This is a genomic window from Actinomadura sp. SCN-SB, assembly GCF_043906805.1.
Lineage (GTDB): Bacteria > Actinomycetota > Actinomycetes > Streptosporangiales > Streptosporangiaceae > Spirillospora.
Genome location: NZ_JBIMPP010000036.1, coordinates 1 through 19,071 on the forward strand (window position 1 = coordinate 1; position 19,071 = coordinate 19,071).

The 19,071-nt window shown below is 70.8% G+C and carries 17 protein-coding genes and 4 tRNA genes; 11 read left to right on the forward strand and 10 right to left on the reverse strand.

Going from position 1 to position 19,071, the window contains the following annotated elements; genetic code table 11:
- Positions 1-218 precede the first annotated feature (218 nt).
- From ACGWYJ_RS22460 to ACGWYJ_RS22470, 3 genes are all read left to right on the forward strand, one after another.
- Positions 219-1,244, forward strand: a complete 1,026-nt coding sequence (locus ACGWYJ_RS22460; protein WP_395108218.1) for a DNA-methyltransferase — start codon at positions 219-221, stop codon at positions 1,242-1,244.
- A gap of 360 nt (positions 1,245-1,604) precedes the next feature.
- Complete coding sequence (locus tag ACGWYJ_RS22465) at positions 1,605-1,829, forward strand: helix-turn-helix domain-containing protein (RefSeq protein WP_395108219.1); 225 nt, start codon at positions 1,605-1,607, stop codon at positions 1,827-1,829.
- 98 nt (positions 1,830-1,927) lie between these two features.
- Positions 1,928-3,190, forward strand: a complete 1,263-nt coding sequence (locus ACGWYJ_RS22470; RefSeq protein ID WP_395108220.1) for a tyrosine-type recombinase/integrase — start codon at positions 1,928-1,930, stop codon at positions 3,188-3,190.
- Positions 3,191-3,240: 50 nt separating this feature from the next.
- Here the strand turns inward: ACGWYJ_RS22470 and ACGWYJ_RS22475 are convergent.
- From ACGWYJ_RS22475 to ACGWYJ_RS22485, 3 genes are all read right to left on the reverse strand, one after another.
- Positions 3,241-3,315 (reverse strand) — tRNA-Val (locus tag ACGWYJ_RS22475).
- A gap of 32 nt (positions 3,316-3,347) precedes the next feature.
- Positions 3,348-3,418, reverse strand: a tRNA-Cys gene (locus tag ACGWYJ_RS22480).
- A gap of 26 nt (positions 3,419-3,444) precedes the next feature.
- Positions 3,445-3,516: transfer RNA gene (locus ACGWYJ_RS22485), tRNA-Gly, on the reverse strand.
- A 381-nt stretch (positions 3,517-3,897) separates the two neighbouring features.
- Between ACGWYJ_RS22485 and ACGWYJ_RS22490 the strand changes: the two genes are divergently transcribed.
- Complete coding sequence (locus ACGWYJ_RS22490; RefSeq protein WP_395108221.1) at positions 3,898-4,737, forward strand: aminotransferase class IV; 840 nt, start codon at positions 3,898-3,900, stop codon at positions 4,735-4,737.
- 192 nt (positions 4,738-4,929) lie between these two features.
- Complete coding sequence (locus tag ACGWYJ_RS22495; protein WP_395108222.1) at positions 4,930-6,159, forward strand: CehA/McbA family metallohydrolase; 1,230 nt, start codon at positions 4,930-4,932, stop codon at positions 6,157-6,159.
- Between the two features lie 22 nt (positions 6,160-6,181).
- Here the strand turns inward: ACGWYJ_RS22495 and ACGWYJ_RS22500 are convergent, their stop codons facing one another.
- Positions 6,182-6,610, reverse strand: a complete 429-nt coding sequence (locus tag ACGWYJ_RS22500; protein WP_395108223.1) for a nitroreductase/quinone reductase family protein — start codon at positions 6,608-6,610, stop codon at positions 6,182-6,184.
- Positions 6,611-6,696: 86 nt separating this feature from the next.
- On the opposite strand from ACGWYJ_RS22500, the gene ACGWYJ_RS22505 reads away from it, so the two are divergent.
- Entirely contained in the window at positions 6,697-7,323 is a 627-nt protein-coding gene (locus ACGWYJ_RS22505) for a TetR/AcrR family transcriptional regulator (protein ID WP_395108224.1), read from the forward strand.
- Here the strand turns inward: ACGWYJ_RS22505 and ppgK are convergent.
- A complete protein-coding gene (gene ppgK / locus ACGWYJ_RS22510) occupies positions 7,312-8,148 on the reverse strand; it encodes a polyphosphate--glucose phosphotransferase (RefSeq protein WP_395108225.1) in 837 nt (278 codons plus the stop codon). The two genes, ACGWYJ_RS22505 and ppgK, sit on opposite strands and share 12 nt — an antisense overlap.
- A gap of 119 nt (positions 8,149-8,267) precedes the next feature.
- On the opposite strand from ppgK, the gene sthA reads away from it, so the two are divergent.
- On the forward strand, positions 8,268-9,671 hold the full coding sequence (gene sthA / locus ACGWYJ_RS22515) for a Si-specific NAD(P)(+) transhydrogenase (protein WP_395108226.1): 1,404 nt from the start codon (positions 8,268-8,270) through the stop codon (positions 9,669-9,671).
- Between the two features lie 2 nt (positions 9,672-9,673).
- Here the strand turns inward: sthA and ACGWYJ_RS22520 are convergent, their stop codons facing one another.
- Entirely contained in the window at positions 9,674-10,090 is a 417-nt protein-coding gene (locus tag ACGWYJ_RS22520; RefSeq protein ID WP_285696550.1) for an SsgA family sporulation/cell division regulator, read from the reverse strand.
- 337 nt (positions 10,091-10,427) lie between these two features.
- Between ACGWYJ_RS22520 and ACGWYJ_RS22525 the strand changes: the two genes are divergently transcribed.
- The 4 genes from ACGWYJ_RS22525 (at position 10,428) to ACGWYJ_RS22540 (ending at position 12,957) form a co-directional block, all read left to right on the forward strand.
- Positions 10,428-10,859 carry a PGPGW domain-containing protein gene (locus ACGWYJ_RS22525; protein WP_395108281.1) on the forward strand — a complete coding sequence of 144 codons (432 nt, stop codon included), beginning with the start codon at positions 10,428-10,430 and terminating at the stop codon, positions 10,857-10,859.
- A 73-nt stretch (positions 10,860-10,932) separates the two neighbouring features.
- Positions 10,933-11,004: transfer RNA gene (locus ACGWYJ_RS22530), tRNA-Val, on the forward strand.
- Positions 11,005-11,395: 391 nt separating this feature from the next.
- On the forward strand, positions 11,396-12,031 hold the full coding sequence (locus ACGWYJ_RS22535; protein WP_395108227.1) for an RNA polymerase sigma factor: 636 nt from the start codon (positions 11,396-11,398) through the stop codon (positions 12,029-12,031).
- On the forward strand, positions 12,028-12,957 hold the full coding sequence (locus ACGWYJ_RS22540) for a hypothetical protein (protein ID WP_395108228.1): 930 nt from the start codon (positions 12,028-12,030) through the stop codon (positions 12,955-12,957). The genes ACGWYJ_RS22535 and ACGWYJ_RS22540 overlap by 4 nt, the downstream gene beginning before the upstream one ends.
- Positions 12,958-13,076: 119 nt before the next feature.
- Here the strand turns inward: ACGWYJ_RS22540 and ACGWYJ_RS22545 are convergent, their stop codons facing one another.
- Genes ACGWYJ_RS22545 through ACGWYJ_RS22560 form a run of 4 tightly spaced genes read right to left on the reverse strand, consistent with a single transcriptional unit; the run spans position 13,077 to position 18,879 of the window.
- Positions 13,077-15,203 (reverse strand): acyl-CoA dehydrogenase, encoded by a 2,127-nt coding sequence (locus tag ACGWYJ_RS22545; RefSeq protein WP_395108229.1) that lies wholly within the window; start codon positions 15,201-15,203, stop codon positions 13,077-13,079.
- A 1-nt stretch (position 15,204) separates the two neighbouring features.
- Positions 15,205-17,304, reverse strand: coding sequence for an acetate--CoA ligase family protein (locus tag ACGWYJ_RS22550; protein ID WP_395108230.1), 2,100 nt, complete (start codon positions 17,302-17,304; stop codon positions 15,205-15,207).
- A complete protein-coding gene (locus ACGWYJ_RS22555; RefSeq protein WP_395108231.1) occupies positions 17,301-17,693 on the reverse strand; it encodes a Zn-ribbon domain-containing OB-fold protein in 393 nt (130 codons plus the stop codon). Before ACGWYJ_RS22555 ends, ACGWYJ_RS22550 begins: the two co-directional genes overlap by 4 nt.
- A 52-nt stretch (positions 17,694-17,745) precedes the next feature.
- Entirely contained in the window at positions 17,746-18,879 is a 1,134-nt protein-coding gene (locus tag ACGWYJ_RS22560; protein ID WP_395108232.1) for an acetyl-CoA acetyltransferase, read from the reverse strand.
- Between the last annotated feature and the right edge of the window lie 192 nt (positions 18,880-19,071).

The following is a 19,071-nucleotide window of genomic DNA, read 5'->3' on the forward strand; positions in this document are numbered from 1 at the left end:
CTTCCGGTCGAGGTGCCGCTGCAGTGCCTCGTTGCCGAGGGGCTGCCGGTGTGGCAAACAGCCCCAGACCTCTCCCAACTCGGGTTGGCGTGAGAGCAGGTGGGTCTCGGTGCGTGAGAAATCTGTATGAAGGCCCGTATGAGGTCTGTATGAGGCGCCCGCCCACAATCTGGCCAGTGAGTCCATGCCCATCCAGATGACGGGAGGGAACTGATCTCGTGCAGGTCCCCTACTGGAACGATGAGACCGCCACCCTGTACGCCGCAGACCCACTCCAGGTTCTGGCCGAGTTGTCCGACCGATCCGCCGACTGCATCGTCACCAGCCCACCACCCTGGACCCCGCCCCAAGACGCCAAACAGCCCGCCCAACGCCTTGGCGCCGAACCCACCGCAGCTCTCTACCTGGCCTCCCTGCGCCGTGTTCTCGCACAAGCGCACCGGGTCCTGACCGATCAGGGCACCGCATGGCTCATCACCAGCGACCGGTACACAGACCAGACCGCATCAGCCCTCCATCTCGCTGGCAGGCACCGCCGCAGAATCCCCGATCCGGCCATGGCTGGCATGCCCGCCGCCTCGCTGATCGGGCTCCCGTGGCAGTTGGCCTTCGCACTGCAAGACGACGGCTGGGTCATCCGCAATGCCATCGTCTGGCACCACTCCGCCACCGAGCCGCACCCGGCCGATGAGCGGTTTCCGCGCTCCTACGAGCTGATCTTCCTGCTGGTGAAGACCGGCCGGTACTACTTCGACAGCGCCGCGGCCCACCAGTCCTTCGATCGCTTGGCCGAGACCGGCGACCCCGCCTCTGCGAACCTCCTGAGCACTCAGCTTGGTGCGCTCCGAGGCGGGTGGCGCCGCCTCAGAAAGCAAGCCTGTCGGCACGGCATCCCTAGACAGGCCAGGGCGATCGCTTCATGCCGCCCTCGACACTGTGCGGCATCCGGGTCGCAGCGGCCGCGCATGCTGCAGGTCTTGCCGTTCGGGGTTGCCGGGGACGTGTGGGCCTTGCCGGCACGACCGCAGCGGCACACCTTGCCGGTCGAGGTGCCGCTGCGCTGCATTGCCGCCGGTTGCCGCCCCGGCGGCACCGTGCTGGACGTGTTCGCGGCAACCGGCACCACCGGCATTGCCGCCCGGCGACTCGGCCGCTCCTTCATCGGCATCGAACCGGACGTGGAGCTCTGCCGCATTGCCGAGCACCGGCTCAGCGGCAACGATCACGCCAGTGGCCTCGCGTGATGAATCGTGCGCGCGGGAACTCGAAATCCTCAACCGCCGGTTAGGAGCAGGGGGCTGGGCAACCAATATGCCGTCCAATTGCAGGCGGATCCGGCAAAACGGCGATCTGGCTCAAGTCCGGTTTGGGATACATCCCCACGATGAGCGTGGTGGCAGCAGCGAGATTGTCGCAGCGGCAACGGCGGCAAGCGAATTGCCGTCCTCCGGGTGGATTATTCGCTGGTGCGGCAGAGAGGATTGCCGGGCCTTGCATTTGCCCGACAGCGTCGCGCAGCCTTCGATGAGCCTCTATGCTCCCTATTCCGAGGTGCGGCTGAGGTCGGACTGCGACACGCTTCGCACGCCTAAGGGTGTGATGGTGTGAGCAAAACGCAGTTGTACACCCCGGCCGAGGCGGCGCGGGTTTTGAAGGTGCGTGAATCGTGGTTGCGGAAGAAGGCCGCCGCCCGGCTGATCCCGTGCACGTTCGTGGGACGGCATCTACGGTTCAGCGAAGGTGACCTGGAAGAGATCATCAATTCCGGCTCACGACGACCGGTGACGGCGGCTGGTCGCCCTCGGCCGCGTCGTGGGAAATGCCTGTAGGCCAAGCCCGACGTGGCCGCTCCCGCACGTACCGCAAGCGCGCAGCCAACTTTGCCCGCCTTTGCGGAACCATTCGTCGACATCGATGAGGAGATGTGATGGCGTACGCCCAACGACACGGCAAGGGCTGGAGGAGCCGGTACAAGAAACCCGACGGTACCTGGGGATCGCAGTCAGGGTTCGAGACCAAGACGGCCGCCCTGGCCTGGGGACAAGAACAGGAATCGCTCATCCGCCGGCATCTGTGGATCGACCCGTCCGAAGCTCAGACGCCGTTCGGGACCTTCGCCGAGGCCTGGTTGCGTAACGCCCGGCTCGCCATCACCACCCGGGCGAAGTACCGGTCCTATCTGGACAACCACCTGCTCCCGCAGTGGGAGGACTGGCCGCTGATCATGATCTTCAATCACCACCTGGAAGTGCAGGGCTGGGTCAACGAACTGCACGACGAACTCGCCGAGTCCACGGTCGCCTCGGTGTTCGCGCAGTTCTCCACGATCATGAACGTGGCGGTCCGTGCCCGCAAGATCCCCGCCAGCCCATGCCAGGGCATCCGCGTCACCACCGGCGCGGACGCGCGGGAACACCTGGTCGCCACGCCCGTGCAGATCCTGCGGGCCGCGCTGCGGCTACATGACAGCTTCGGCTACCGCGGATTCGTGCTGGCGCTGATGGACGGCTACACCGGCGCCCGCTGGTCGGAGCTGGTCGGCCAGCAGCCGCACGAGTACGACGAGCTCAACAAGGCCATCCGGGTCAGCGAACCCCTCGCCGAGGCCCGAGGACATCTGGTCAAGGCCGACCGTCCCAAGACCCCGGCCGCCAAACGCTGGGTGCAGCTCCCGCCGTTCCTGTCCGAGCTGTACCAGCCGCTGCTGCAGGAGGCCGGACACGCCTATGTGTTCGTGGGGGACAAGGGCGGCCGGCTGCGGCGCAGCCACTTCGCCCGCCGGTTCTGGCGCCCGGCTTGGGACGGCGCCCCCGACCACCGCGACCCCGCCAAGCGGGTCCCGCCGGTGCTGCCGGGCTTCACCTTCCACGAGGGACGGCACACCCACCGGACCTGGCTGGCCGAAGACGGCATCGCCGATGTGGCGCGCGCCGCCCGGCTGGGACACAAACTGCCCGGCATGGCTGATGTGTATGAACACGTCACGCCCGCGATGAAGCGACAGGTCCTGGAAGCCCTCCAGGCCCGCTGGGAAGCGTCACTGCTGGCGCTACGCAGCGGCGAACGCGACCATCTGCTTGCGGTCCTGCCGCAACTGCGGCCCACCATCGCTACATTGGAAGCGAGGCACCAGGCTGGCGCGGGCACCGGCGAGGAGATCATCGCCCGGATATCGCCCAACCAGGCCTGAGACCTCACTCGTCAACAACACAAGCAAGGCCCCTGACCTGCGCAGAGGTGTGGTGGGCGATACTGGGATTGAACCAGTGGCCTCTACCGTGTCAAGGTAGCGCTCTCCCACTGAGCTAATCGCCCGCGAGCGAGCCCCTTGTGGGGGCGCGTCGTTGAGGTGGAGACGGGATTTGAACCCGTGTACACGGCTTTGCAGGCCGTTGCCTCGCCTCTCGGCCACTCCACCAGAGCGAGACTGTTGCCTCACCTCAGAGCGGAAGACGGGATTTGAACCCGCGACCCTCACCTTGGCAAGGTGATGCTCTACCCCTGAGCCACTTCCGCGTGCGCTGCTCCGGGGCCGTTGCCCGTTGCGGCGACGGAGCAAGATTAGCGCGTCCCGGCCGCTTCCCCAAACCGGTTTACGGGACGGGCACGGGCGGCGACGGCTGAGATGGCGTGTTTCCGTGCGCCGGGGTCGCGGGTACGCCGAGGTCCGGCGGCCGGCGTTCCCGGATGGGCTCGAACCCGTCCACCGGGGGCCGTACTGTGGGGCCGGCGGCCGGGTGGACGCCGGACCGTGCCGCCCCGGCGGCCGGGTGTGTGACAAGCGGAGAACGGCCTGCCGCGGCGCGACATCGGGCAGGTCACGCGGGTCCGATGGGCCCTGGATACAGCGCGAGGACCGGGTCTCGGACGGCCCGGCCATTTTGGAGGTGGCTGCCGGTGACGGCAGGGCAGGGCAAGATCTGGCTGAACGGGGAGCTGCTCGATCCCGATCGGGCGCGGGTGTCGGTGTTCGACCACGGCATGATGGTCGGGGACGGCGTCTTCGAGACGGTGAAGGCCACGAACGGGGAGCCGTTCGCGCTGACACGCCATCTGCGCAGGCTGGCCCGGTCGGCGGCCGGTCTGGGGCTGCCCGAGCCCGACCACGACGCGCTGGCGCACGGCACCCTGGAGGTGCTGGCGGCGGCGCCGAAGTGGCCGCTGGCGCGGATCCGCATCACCTACACCAGCGGGCCCGGCCCGCTGGGCTCGGACCGGGGGGACGAGGGTCCCACTGTTTCGATCATCGTGGCCGAGCAGCGGCCGTTCCCCGCGACCGCCGCGGTGACGGTGGTGCCGTGGCCGCGTAACGAGCGCGGGGCGCTGTCCGGCCTGAAGACCACGTCGTACGCCGAGAACGCGGTGGCGCTCGCGTACGCGAAGGAGCGCGGCGGCGGCGAGGCGATCTTCGGCAATCTGGCCGGGAACCTCTGCGAGGGCACCGGCAGCAACATCTTCGTGGTGCGCGGCGGCCGGCTGATCACGCCGCCGCTGTCGTCGGGCTGCCTGGCCGGGGTGACCCGCGCGCTGGTCATGGAGTGGTTCGGCGCCGAGGAGGAGGACCTTCCGCTGGACGACCTGTTCCGGGCCGAGGAGGCGTTCCTGACCTCGACGACCCGCGACGTCCAGCCGATCGCGCGGGTGGACGGCACCGCGCTGCCCGCCGCGCCGGGTCCGGTCACCACCAAGGCCATGGAGGTCTTCGCGGCCCGCGCCGCGGAGCTGATGGACCCCTGACCCACCTCGGTCGCCGCTCGCGTTCAAAAGAGAGTCGTGTCGGTATGGGGTGCTTCCCGACTCTTTGAAGGACCCGCATGCTTCGGCGGTCGGCGTGGTCAGGAGGGCTCTGGCGGGGAAGGTGCCCGTTGTGGAGAACTCTGCGAGCACGTCACCTCACGAGAACGCCGAGATCACGACGGTGGTGGAACGATGAGGCCCACAGTGCACCGGGGCCGGTGGACCCTTGAGGACCGGATCGTGGCGCCCCTGCGCGAGCTGCCGGTGGAGGTCCCGCCAGGATGCGGGTCCCTCACCGTGGAACTGTCGTACGAGGGCGGGGTCCTCGACCTGGGCTGCCACGGCCCGGCCGGGTTCCGCGGCTGGTCCGGGGGAGCGCGCCGGGCGTTCACGATCGCGCCTGACTGGGCGACGCCCGGCTACCTTCCCGGCGAGCCGGAGCCCGGCCTGTGGCATGTCTGGCTGGGACTGCACCGGGTGGGCCCGGAGGGCGTCCCGTACGAGGTCGTCATCACGCCGTCCGACGCCGCGCCGCCGGTGCCCGAGGCCGTGCGGCCTCCGCTCGTCCCGGAACGGCCGCGGCGCACGGAGCCGCCCGCGCCCGCCGGGATGCGGTGGATGGCCGGTGACCTGCACGCGCACACGGTGCACAGCGACGGGACCCTGACCGTTCCCCAGCTTGCCTGCCTGGCCGCGGAGGAGGGCCTGGACTTCCTGGCGGTCACCGACCACAACACGGTGAGCCACCACGCCGAGCTTCCGGCGGCGCAGTCGTACAGCGGGGTCGTCCTCGTCCCTGGCCAGGAGGTCACGACCGACCTGGGCCACGCCAACGTGTTCGGCGGGGACGGCAAGGACGCCTGGGTGGATTTCAGGCGTCCCGCCGACGCCTGGGCCGAGCACGCCGCCGCCCGCGCGCAGGTGATGTCGATCAACCACCCGCTGAGCGGGGACTCCGCCTGGCGGCGTCCCCTCCCGGACGCGGGCGGCGGTTCGGGACGGCCGCGGCTCGCGGAGATCTGGCACACCTCGTGGTGGGACCGGCGCTGGGGCGCGCCGCTGGCCTGGGCGCGGCTGTGGCGGGACGACCTGGCCCCGGTCGGCGGCAGCGACTTCCACGACCCGGCGCAGGGCCGCCCGCTCGGCGCGCCCGTCACCTGGGTGCTCGCGGAGGACGGGGACGTGCTGGGGGGCCTGGCGGCGGGCCGTACCGCGATCGCCGCGTCCCCGAAGGAGGGCACGCCGCTGCTGCTGAGGGTCGAGGACGAGCTGATCGCGCTCGACGCCGCCGGGACGGTCCTGGTCCGGCCGGACGGCCGCCGCGACGTGATCCGCGGCGACCGCGTGCGGCTACAGGCGGAGGCGCCCGGAATGCACCACCTGGAGTCGCATGAGAACGAGGTGGTGGCCCTCTGCGGCTGAACCCGGCCGGTGGCGGCGCGGCCTAGGACGAGTCGCGCGGGAGCGGGTCGAGGTCGATGCGGATGGTCAGCAGGTCCGATCCCATGCGCCTGACCATGAAACTGTTGATCTTGGGCAGGTGCCGGAGCCGTTCGCGGGGATCGTCGTCGGGCAGCAGATGGGCGGTCCCGGTCCGCCAGCGCGAGCCCACCTGGACGCGGACGCGGGGGTCGGCCTGCATGTTGCGGACGTAGTCGGACTCGGTCCCGTGGTTGCTGACCATCCAGAACGACCCGTCCAGCACCTTCCCGCCGACCGGGGTGCGGCGCTTGAGGCCGGTGCGCCGCCCCGTCGTCTCGAGCACGGCCTGCCCGGGGAGGTGTCCCGCGATGCGCCGCATGATCGGGTTGGCCAGCCTGCGGTGGAAGAAGTCGTCGTTGGGCCGGGCCTTCTTGTGGCCGGTCGTGCTCATGCCGATCTCCCGAAGATTGTCGAGACTTTGTGTCTCGACAAGTTTCGCCGAGACGCGCGGTCTCGTCAAACGCTAGGATCCGTCCCATGCGGGAAGCGGGCACGCGGGAGACATCCCCGCCGAAGGGGACCCGGGCGCACACCGGGCGGCGGCGCAACGAGGCGGCACGGCGCGCGATCCTGGACGCCACCGCCGCCCTGCTCGCGCGTCCCGGCGGCGGAGAGGTCACCATCGGGGAGATCGCGTCCGCAGCGGGGGTCGGGAAGCAGACGATCTACCGCTGGTGGCCGTCCAAGGGCGCCGTCGTCCTGGAGGCGGTCGCGGACCGGGCGGACGAGATCGCGCCCGTCCCCGACACCGGGACGCTGCTGGGCGACCTGGAGACCTTCCTGGTCGCCACCTTCGGCGGCGCGGGCAGGGAGACGGTGGCCCCGCTCCTGCGCGCCGCGATGGCCGAGGCCCAGCGCGACCCGGGGGTCGCCCAGATGATGGCGGAGTTCACACGGCGCAGGCGGGAGGCGTTCACCGAGATCCTCGCGCGTGGCCGCGCCCGCGGCGAGCTCCGCGACGACGCCGACCTCGAACTGATCACCGACCAGGCGTACGGGGTGCTGTGGTACCGCCTGATGGTCGGCCACGCGCCGGTGGACGCCGGCACCGCACGCCGCCTCGCGCGCTCCCTGGCGGGCGCCCAGGCCCGCTCACCAGGCTGAGGACGCCCCCGACCCGACCGGCCCCGCGGACGCCGGGGCGGTGTCGCGGCCCGCCGAACGGACCGGGTCCACCGCGCCCGGGGCCTCGGCGGCGGCCGCGGCCGCCATCGCGGCGCCCACGATGCCCGCGTTGTTGACCAGCCTCGCCGGGACGATCTCCGCCCGCACCCCCTTGATCAGCGGGATGAACCGGTCCGCCTTGCGGCTCACCCCGCCGCCCAGGACGTACAGCGAGGGCCAGATCAGCGCCTCCAGCCTGGTCAGGTACTCCGAGAGCCGCGCCGCCCACTTCTCCCAGCTCAGATCGCGCTCCGTGCGCGCCCTCGCGGCCGCCCGCGCCTCGCCGTCCTTGCCGCGGATCTCGATGTGCCCGAACTCGGTGTTGGGCACCAGCACGCCGTCGCTGAACAGCGCGCTGCCGATGCCCGTGCCCAGCGTCAGCACGGCCACGGTGCCGTCACGGCCCCGTCCCGCGCCATGCCGCATCTCCGCGATCCCGGCGGCGTCCGCGTCGTTGAGCAGCGTCACCGGCCTGCCCGCCGCCTCACCGAGCAGCCTCGCCGCGTCCAGGCCGATCCACTTGCGCGACACGTTGGCCGCCGACCGGGTGACCCCGTCCACCACCACGCCCGGATAGGTCACGCCTATAGGCCCCGACCAGCCGAAATGCCGTACGACCCGGCCCAGCGCCTCCGCGACCGGCTCCGGCTCCGCGTGCTCGGGGGTGTCGATCCGGTGGCGCTCGCCCGCCAGCTCGCCCTTGGCGAGGTCGACGGGAGCGCCCTTGATGCCGGAGCCGCCGATGTCGATGCCGAGAACGTCCATGCCCGTACCAATGCCCGCTGGAACCCGGCCTTATGGGCGGTCGCCGGTTCCGGGCCGGACGCGATTCGTTCCCCAAAGGGCCTTATGGAGGAACCCAGGATCCGGTCAGACTGGGGACCGTGAACGATTTCGACCTTCTCGTGCTCGGTTCCGGCCCCGGCGGGCAGCGGGCGGCGATCGCCGCGGCCAAGCTCGGCAAGCGGGTGGGCATCGTCGAACGGCGCAACATGATCGGCGGGGTCTGCATCAACACCGGGACCATCCCGTCCAAGACCCTGCGCGAGGCCGTGCTCTACCTCACCGGCCTCAACCAGCGCGAGCTGTACGGGCAGAGCTACCGGGTCAAGGACGAGATCACCGTCCAGGACCTGGGGCTGCGCACCCAGCACGTGATCGGCCGGGAGGTCGACGTGGTGCGCAGCCAGCTGGCCCGCAACCGGGTCACCATGCTGCCCGGCACCGGGCGGTTCCTGGAACCGCACGCGATCGGGGTCGGCAACGGCACCGACCGGGAGCAGAAGTACACCGCCGACAAGATCGTCATCGCCACCGGCACCCGTCCCGCCCGTCCCGGCACCGTCGAGTTCGACGACCGGACGGCGATCGACTCCGACGGGATCATCAACCTCGACCGGATCCCCGAGACCATGGTCGTCGTGGGCGCCGGGGTGATCGGGATCGAGTACGCGTCGATGTTCGCCGCCCTGGGCACCAAGGTCACGGTGGTGGAGCGGCGCGACCGGATGCTGGAGTTCTGTGACCTGGAGGTCGTCGAGGCCCTCAAGTACCACCTGCGCGACCTGGCCGTCACCTTCCGCTTCCGGGAGACCGTGGCCTCCGTCGAACGGATGCCGAGGGGCGCGATCACCGTCCTGGAGAGCGGCAAGCGGATCCCCGCCGACACCGTCATGTACTCGGCCGGCCGCCAGGGCATGACGGACGAGCTCAACCTGGAGGCCGCCGGCCTGGCCCCCGACGACCGCGGCCGGATCAAGGTCGACGAGAACTACCGCACCGAGGTCCCGCACATCTACGCGGTCGGGGACGTGATCGGCTTCCCCGCGCTGGCCGCCACGTCCATGGAACAGGGCAGGCTGGCCGCCCACCACGCCTGCGGCGAGCCCGTCCACGGCATGCACGAACTCCAGCCCATCGGGATCTACACCATCCCCGAGATCAGCTTCGTGGGGCGGACCGAGGACGAGCTGACCGAGGCCAAGGTGCCCTTCGAGGTGGGGATCTCCCGCTACCGGGAGCTGGCCCGCGGCCAGATCATCGGCGACTCCTACGGGATGCTCAAGCTGCTGGTCTCACCGGACGACCGGCGCCTGCTGGGCGTCCACGTCTTCGGCACGGGCGCCACGGAGCTCGTCCATATCGGGCAGACCGTGATGGGGTGCGGCGGAACGGTCGACTACCTGGTCAACGCCGTTTTCAACTATCCGACGCTCGCCGAGTCCTACAAGGTGGCGGCGCTGGACGCGATGAACAAGATGCGCCACATCGCGCGCCTCAGCGAGTGAGGTCAGGACGGCCAGAGAAGATCCTCCAGCTCGGAGTCGATGTCGATGAACTCGCCCTCCCGGCCGGCCGGCACCACCTCGTACGTACGGTGCAGGAAGTCGGCGACGGGGGACAGGGGCGCCTCGAAAAGGGCGTTCCCGAACGGCGACGACAGCGCGATGTGCAGGGTGTCGTCGCCCGACCCCGCGGGCCACACCTCGACGTCGCCGTCCCCGACCTTGCGCACGATGCCGACCGTGAGCAGTTCGCGGGCGAAGATCCACTCCACCGGCTCGTCCTCGCCGACATAGAACGCCATTCGGATGGCGTACGGGTCGTCCGCCGCGTACTCCATACCGGCCAGCAGCGGAACGGTGGTGCGGTCGGGGACGACGAGACGAAGGCCCAGCTCCGCTGAGACGGTGGTACTGCTGCTCATGGCCACATTCCTTCAGACGTCGGTCCCGCTGGGACGCGGGCGTTCCGGTGCGGGCTCACTCCCTCCCACGGACATCCCCGCGATCCATGACGCGTAACTGCCGGAACACCGGGGAACATTCCGCCGCCCGCACGCTCTGTGACCGACCTCACGCACCGTAATGTACCTTTTGACCTGGGTAAAATCGGATACGGCCAAGGTGCCGAAGGCGGGGACACCGGCACTCGCCATGTGTGACGATCGAAGCCCCGCCCAGAGTTGCGGAACCGCCCTCCGCGGCCCGATGCGGCCAGACACCGCGATGTGTGGCGGGTGCCATAGAGTAAATGCCGTGGCCATGAAGGAAGAGAAGCAGGCCCCGACGCCGCTCGAGGAGGTCGGGCCGAAACCGTACACCAGGTTCCGCGCCTACATCCGCCGGAACGCCCTGCTCAACACCGCTTGGCGGATCGGCGTCTTCACCGTCGGCGTGACCGTCCTGGCCGGCGGCCTGATCATGATGATCACCCCGGGCCCCGGCATCCTGGGCCTGATCCTGGGCCTGGCCATCCTCGCCACCGAGTTCGCCTGGGCCCAGCGCGCCCTCCACCGCGCCAAGGAGGCCGCCGAGAAGGCCAAGGAGAAGGCCCTCGACCCCCGCAAGAAGCGCCGCAACACCATCACGGCGGTGACCCTGGGCATCCTCGTCGGCGCGGCCGTGATCGCCTACCTGGTCGTCTACGACTTCACCCTCCCGTGGGCCATCGGCGACTACACCCCCTGGAGCTGAGCTCCAGCGCGCGAACCACCCCCGGAATGCGCTAAAGTCATCACGTCGGAAACGCCACCAGGCCGCTCCGCCAGGGCGATTAGCTCAGTGGGAGAGCGCTTCGTTCACACCGAAGAGGTCACTGGTTCGAACCCAGTATCGCCCACCCAGGTCAGAAGCCGGTTCCCAGCGAGGAACCGGCTTTTTTGATCTCCGTGGGAGGCGTGTCTGGCCGCGCTGATCGACCGGGCGCGCGGGGTTCCTGATCCCGTGGTCCGGGTCGGCGTCGAGGTCAAACGCCAGGTGACGTACGCAGTCGATGCGCGCAAGGCCGTGAACGGCGACTACCTCCTGGAACCGAGCGACGCTGGCGGCCCTTCAACTCTGAAGAAGATCGCCGCAGCGTGGCGGACGTTGACGGCTGATGATGTGTCAGTGGAGCTGTCGCTGATCACTGACCGGCGGCTCGACTTCACCGACCCAGGCTGCGAAATGCTTTGCGATGTGTGGACATGTGCCCTGCGTCCGGTGAGAACGCCGCGACGAGAGGAGAGGGCTTGCCATCCCCATTGCGACGATCCGACGCGCAGGAGACTCACCCGCCCGACGAACGGCGGCGCCGTTTCGAGGACGTCTACGCGGCCAACCGCGCCCGGATCCTGGGGTACGCGCTGCGCCGCACCAGCGACCCGCAGGACGCCGCCGACATCCTGGCGGAGACGTTCCTCACGGCCTGGCGGCGGCTCGACGACGTCCCGCCCGGCGACCAGGCCCGGCTGTGGCTGTACGGGGTGGCCCGCCGCGTCCTGGCCAACCACCATCGCGGCGAGCGTCGCCGGTCCGCGCTGGCCGCCGACCTCGGGTCCCGGCTGCGCGACGGCCTGACCGTCCAGGACGCGCCCGGCGATGACCTGGCCGGCGTGGGCGCGGCGTTCCGCGGCCTGCCCGAAGCCGACCGCGAACTGCTGGCCCTGGTCGGCTGGGAGGGGCTCGACCACGGCGAGATCGCGACCGTCCTCGGCTGCTCCCGCAACGCGGTCCGGATCCGCCTGCATCGCGCCCGCCGCCGGTTCGCCCGCGCTTTGGCCCGCACGGACGCTGACGTCCCCGGCACCTCCCCGCCCGCCACGCCCCTGCACGCCGCGCCCCTGCCTGCCAACGGCCGGCGGATCCCGAACGGAGACCACACATGAACCGCGACATCGACCCGCTGATCGGCGGGCTCGCCTCCGTCACCGACCGGCAGGCCGCGGCCCTCATCCCCGAGGACGCGGCCACCGCCCTCGCCGACCGCGTCACCGCGACCGCCGCCCCCTCGGCCGCCCCGCGCCGGAGGCGCTCGCCGGTCCTGCGCATCGGCCTCCCGCTGGCCGCAGCGGGCGTCGCCTGCGCGGCCGTCACGGCGGTCGTCGCGACCCGCGACGGCGGCCCCGGCAGGACGCCCGACATCACCCCGACGAGCCCGCGCGTCGCGCTGGCCGCCGCGCTGACCTTCACCCGCAAGGGCGGCTACATCGACGTCCGCGTCCGCGACCCGCTGGCCGACCCGAAGCGCTACCAGGAGGAATTCGCCGCCCACGGTCTCAACGTCACGCTGTCGATGGTCCCGGCGTCCCCGTCCGTCGTCGGCACCGTCGTCATGATGGACACCAGCGAGCACACCACCGAGCGCGACCTCATCACGATCACCGCCAAGGGCGAGTGCGAGACCGGCGGTGGAGGCGGCGCCTGCCCGGTCGGCGTCCGTATCCGCACCGGTTACAAGGGCAGCGCCACCATCGTCTTCGGGCGGGACGCCCGTCCGGGCGAGAAGTACATCAGCACCGCCCCCGCCACGGCCCCCGGCGAAGTCATGCACGGCATGACCTACCGCAGGCACCGCGTGGGCGAGGTACTGACCGCCCTGCGGGAGCGGCACGTCACCGTGCCCGAATACCGCGCCATGGGCAAGGTGCTGAAGCCCGGCCAGGTCCCGTCCACGTGGTACGTCCACGACGCGGTTCCCTGGGCCAAGAACCAGGTCCTCCTCTTCGTGGGCCCGAACCCCACCGAGGACCTCAGCAACCAGCCACCCGCGTCGGCTCCCCCCGACTCCCCCAGCGCCACCCCGACTTCATAACCACCAGCCCCTCCACGGAGTGACGTCCATAGGAGCATCGCCCGAGCGGTTTTGAGCATGGCGTGCGGCCCTTGTCCACCGGTTGTGGGCAGGGGCCGCGATAGACGTTGGGCAGCGGATCAGGGGTCTCGGGGTAGGGCGAGGAGGCGTTCGGCGATGATGTTGAGCTGTACTTCGGTGGTGCCGCCGTAGATGGTGCCCGCACGGCCGGCGAGCATCGACAGGGCCCGTCGTCCGGACGGCTCGCCGGGTTCGGCCACCGCGGCCTCGGGGCCCTGCCAGGCGTGCAGGTGGTCGGCGACGCGCTGTGCGAACTCCATGCCGAGCAGCTTGCGCACGCTCGCCTCCGCTCCCGGCTTGATACCCAGTACCTGCTTGAGCGTGCTCCGCAGTCCGAGAAGCTCGATCGCCTGGCCCTCGCAGACCAACCGCCCCAGCTCCACCTGGTCGAGCGCCCGCGTCCTGCCCGCCGCGACCAGGTCCGAGAGCCCTCTGCCGCGCCCGCCGCCCATCGCGACCCGCTCGTTGCCCAGCGTGTTGCGGGCCACCTGCCAGCCGCGATGTACCTCGCCGACGACCCGCTCGTCCGGGACGTACACGTCGTCCAGGAAGACCTCGTTGAACATGGCCCCGCCGGTGATCTCACGCAGCGGTCTGACCTCCACGCCCGGGGAGGTCATGTCCACGAGAAAGTAGGAGATCCCGTCATGCTTGGGCGCCGACGGGTCGGTTCTGGCAAGGCAGTAGCCCCACTGGGCCCGGTGGGCTCCGGAGGTCCAGATCTTCTGGCCGGTCAGCCGCCAGCCACCCTCGACCCGCTGCGCCCTGGTGCTCAGCGAGGCCAGGTCCGATCCGGCGCCGGGCTCGCTGAACAGCTGGCACCACACCATGCGCCCGCGCAGCGTGGGCGCGAGGAATTCCTTCTTCTGCTGCTCGGTCGCGTAGATCGCAAGGGACGGGACGAGCCAGGTGGCGAGCCCGAGCTGCGGGCCCGATATCCCCGCGGCGGCCAGTTCCTCCTGGATCAGGATCTGTTCGAGGGGAGTGGCGCCGAGTCCCCAGGGCTTGGGCAGATGCGGCGCGGCCCAGCCGGTGTCGCCCATACGATCCCAGCGCTCGGCCTGATCCTTTATCGCCGCCAGTTCCGTTACCTCGGCGCGGATCCGCTCCCGGGTGGCCGGTTCGGCCAAGTCGATGCGGACGGGGCGGGGATCACGGCCGGCCACGCGGACGGCCCAGTCGGCCGACTCGCCGGCCAGTGCGCGCAACGTCAGCGCCCGCCGCAGGTACAGGTGCGCGCGGTGCTCCCAGGTGTAGCCGATGCCGCCGAGCACCTGGATGCAGTCCTTGGCGACCGACACTGCGGCGTCCAGCGCCACGACTCCGGCCACCCCGGCCGCGAACGCGGCGTCGGCCGAGCCGTCGTCCAGTGCGCGTGCCGCGTCCCACGCCGCCGCCTTGGCCTGCTCCAGTGCGACGAGCATCCGCGCGCACTTGTGCTTGACGGCCTGGAACTGACCGATCGGGCGGCCGAACTGCTCGCGAAGCCTGGCGTGCTCGGCCGCGGTCCGTACGCACCATCCGGCCACGCCGCATGCTTCGGCCGCGAACAGGGTCGCGGCCAGGTCGCGCACCTGCTCCGCGGTCAGGGCGGTCAGCACTCGCCGCCGCGCGACGCGGACGCCGGTGACCTCGACCCGGGCCACTGGCCGGAGAAGATCCAGGCTGCGCAGCGGCGTCACCGTGACCTCGGACGCGGGCACGACCACGTGGCTCGGACCGGCGGGCAGCACAAGGAAGTCGGCCATGGCCGCGCCGAGCACGGGACCTGTCCGGCCGGACACGATCAAACCGTGCCCGTCCTCCTCGGCGGTGAGCCCGTCGCCGAGCGCGACCGCGGCGGTGGTGGTCCCGGCGGCCATACCGGGCAGCACCTCGGCTTGCACGTCGGCGCCGCCCGCAGCGGTGATCACCGCCCCGGCCAGTGCGGTCGGCAGGTAGGGACCGGGCGCGACAGCGCCGCCGAGTTCCTCCAGCACGACCGCGAGATCGAGCAGGCCGAATCCCTGCCCGCCATGGTGCTCGGGCAGGTGCAGTCCCGGCAGTCCCTGTTCGGCCAGGGCCTCCCACCATCGCGGCCGGCCCTCGGCGGTGGACTCGGTGGACCGCGGGCCCAGGTGCCGCTCGGTGAAGCCGCGAACCGAGGCGGCCAGCGCTTCGTGCTCGGGAGTCAGTCCTATGGCCATGTCAGTTCTCCTCGCTCGCCGGTCGCCAGGTGATCAGGGCGTCCAGTGCCTCCACCCGCGGGCCATCGACCAGCAGCGGATTGATCTCGATCGATTCCAGCCGGTCGCCCAGTGCCTGCGCGCACGCCGCGAAGCCCTCGATCACCTCGGCGAGCCGGTCCAGATCGGCGGGGCGGCGACCGCGGGCGCCCTGGAGCAACGGGGCACCGCGCAACCCGGTGAGCATGTCCTTGATCTCCGCGCGGCGCACCGGCAGCAGCCGGAGGACGGAGTCGCGCATCACCTCGGTCCAGATTCCGCCGAGGCCGACCGCCAGGACGAGCCCCCAGACCGGGTCCCGGACCACTCCGACGATCAGCTCGACGCCGTCCTCGCGCTGGGGCTGGACGACGGCACCGGTGGCGGCATCGCCGCCCGCCGCCGTCACCGCCTCGTACGCCTCGCGCACATCGGCGGCGGTGCGCAGCCCGAGCCGGACCCCGCCGATGTCGGTCTTGTGTGGGATGTCGCCGGCCACCTTCACCACGACCGGGTACCCGGCGGATCCGGACGCGGCGACCGCGTCTTCGGCGCTGGTGACGTGCGCGGTCGGCACCACCGGTACGCCCGCGTCGGCGACCAGTCGCAGCGGATCCTCAGCGGGATCGGCCTGTGGGGCGGCCACACGCGCCGGAGCGGAGGTCGCGGCGGTGGCCCGGCGGTACCGGGCGGACCATTCCAGGGCATGTCCCAGGGCGGTGAGCCCGTGCTCGATACCGCCGAGCACGTGCGGATGGCCGGTCTGCTCGGCCAGTTCCCGTCCATAGTCGGTGATCTCGGACATCGCCGTGGACATCACGATGATCGGCCGCCCGGTCTTGGCGGTCGTGCGCGCGACGGTGTCGGCGAGTGCGGAGACGCGCCCGCGTACGAGGGCCTCGGCGGCGTCGCTCGGCGGGCGCCGCCGCGGCAGGTCCGCCAGCAGCAGGGTCACGTCTATGCCCGGATCGGCGGCGACCACCTCGACCGCGCCCCTGAGCAGATTGGGGTCGACGAGGATGTATCCGGTGACGTCCAGCGGATTCTGGACGGTGGCGAAGGGAGGGCACAGGTCCCGGAGCTCGATGAGCGTCCGCTCGGAGAACTCCGGCAGCGCCACACCCTCGTCCTCGGCACGGTCGGCGATGATCTCGCAGGCACCGCCGGACGGGGTGACCACGCCGACCCGGCCGCCGGGCAGCGGGCCGGTGGCGGCCAGCAGACCGGCCGTGACTATCAGGTCCTCCAGGGAGCGGACGCGGACCACGCCGAGCCGGTGGAAGGCCGCGTCGGTGACCCGGTCGTCACCGACCAGCGCGCCGGTGTGGGCGGCCGCGCTGCGCGCGGCGATCCGGCTGCGCCCGACCTTGAGCGCCACGATCGGTTTCCCGGCCGCCAGCGCGCGGGAGGCGGCGCGGGTGAACGCCGCCGGGTCGCGGACGGATTCGAGGAAAAGCGCGATGACCTTGGTCGCGGGATCGTCGACCATGTGGTCCACCACGTCGGCCACCGACACGGTCGCTTCGTTGCCCATGGAGACCAGCAGCGACGTGCCTACGTTGCGAGCCGCGGCGGCGCTCAGGACGCCGCTGACCAGCGCGCCGCTCTGCAGGACGAACCCCACCGATCCCTTCGGCAGGGGGCCGGGGATCGGCAGCCCGTAGGGCATGATGCCGGCGGCGGCGTTGATGTAGCCGTTGCCGTTGGGGCCGAGGACGGTCAGGTCGCGCTCGCGGGCCAGGGCGACCAGTTCGTCCTGGAGCCGGCGCCCCTCGTCCCCGATCTCGGCGAAACCGGCGGTGAGCACGGCCGCCGACCGCACTCCGGCCTCCGCGCACTCGCGCAGGACGGGCAGGACGGCCGGGGTGGGCACCATCACGTAGGCCAGATCGACCGGGCCGGGCACCTCGGCCAGTGACCGGTGGGCGGGCCGGCCGTGCACGGTGCCGCCGTGCGGGTTGATCCGGTAGACCGGCCCGTCGAAGTCGCGCAGGTTCTGGTGGGTGAACTGGGACCATCGGGAGCGATCGGTGGCGCCGATCAGCGCGATCGACGTGGGGTTGAACAGCTCGCGGAGGCTCATGAGATCGGCGTGAAGCAGGGGAGGGACAGGTCTTCCTCGACGGCCTTCACGGTGACCTCGACCCGCGCTCCGATCCGCGCGTCCGACGGGTCCAGCCCGACCAGATGGGTCATCATCCGCACGCCTTCGTCCAGATCGACCAGAGCCACCACCGTGGGCGGATCGGTGGCGAAGCGGCCGAACGCCTTGCGCATGACGGTGTAGGAGTAGACGGTGCCGGTACCGGAGGCCGTCCGCCACTCGAGGTCGGTCGAGAAGCAGAGCGGGCACACCGCGCGCGGATAGAAGATGGGCCGCGCGCAGTTCAGGCAGTGCTGCAGCAGAAGTTCTCCGCGGGCGATGCCGTCCCAGTAGGGCCGGGAATCGGCGTCGATCATTGGTTCGAACATCGGGTGCTCCGAGGGGCGGGGGCGGCCAGGGGGATGGCAGGGGGCAGGACGGCTAGGAGGACAGGACGCAGGTCGCGGTGGCGGACAGGACGCCCCCGGTGCCGTGCACGAGAGCGAGTTCCGCATCCGGCACCTGCCGGGCGCCGCACTCGCCGCGCAGCTGCCGGACGGCCTCGATCAGCAGGAAGATCCCGTACATGCCGGGATGGGTGTAGGACAGGCCGCCGCCGTTGGTGTTCATGGGGAACTCGCCCCCGGGGGCGATCCTGCCGCCGGAGACGAAGTCGCCGGATTCTCCCGGCTTGCAGAAACCGAGCGACTCCAGCGTCAGCAGCACGGTGATGGTGAAGGAGTCGTAGATCTCCACCAGGTCGAGGTCGGTGAGTTCCACCCCGGCCCGGCGCAGCGCGGCGGGCCCGGACCGCGCGGCGCCGGTGACGGTGAGATCGGGCATGCTCATGATCGAGTTGTGCGTGTGCGTCTCGCCGTGGCCGAGCACCCGGACCGGCTTGGTGGCCACGTCGGGGAAGCGGTCCTCGGCCGCGACCACGACCGCGCCGCCGCCGTCGGTGACGAGGCAGCAATCGAGCTTGTGCAGCGGGTCGCTGACCATCGGGGAGGCGAGCACGTCCGCGACGGTGAGCGGCTCCCGGCGGTACGCCTTGGGGTTGAGCCGGGCCCATTGGCGGGCGGCGACCGCGACCTCGGCCAGATGCTCGCTGGTGGTCCCGTACTCGTGCATGTGCCGCATCGCGGCCAGCGCGTAGGAGGTGACCGGGGTCAGGACGCCGTACGGCTGGTCGAACTGGCCGGTCAGCGCGGCGGTGCGCTGCCTCGCCCCGCGGCCTCCGCCGGTCTTCTGGGTACTGCCGTAGGTGATCAGCGCGACGTCGATGAGGCCGGCCTCGATGGCGGCTGCGGCATGGCCGACATGCGCCTCGAAGGATGCCCCTCCGATGTTGGTGCTGTCGGTGTACGTCGGTTGGATGCCCATGTACTCGGCGAGCATCATCGTCGGGGCCCACCCCCAGCCGCCCGCGGTGAAAAGACCGTCGACGTCGTCTTTGGTCAGGCCCGCCTCGTCCAGGGCGGCCTTGGCCGCCAGCGCCTGCTGGGAGAGAACGGTCAGATGCGGGGTCTTACCGAGCTCCGATTCGGCGACGCCGACGATCCCGGCCTTTCGCATGGTCCCTCCGCGTTCTGGGGAGATATTTTAGAATGCTGTTCTAATTCGGGACTCCCACGGCCTGTTCCTGGAGTCGAGGGACTGTCAGGGGCGCGTAGAGTGCGCGGTTTTAGAATCTCGTTCTGGAACAGCTTCGAGTCCTTCGGTGTGCTCTGTCAAGGTCCTGCGTGCCCTCGATCGCCGGCCGGCGGC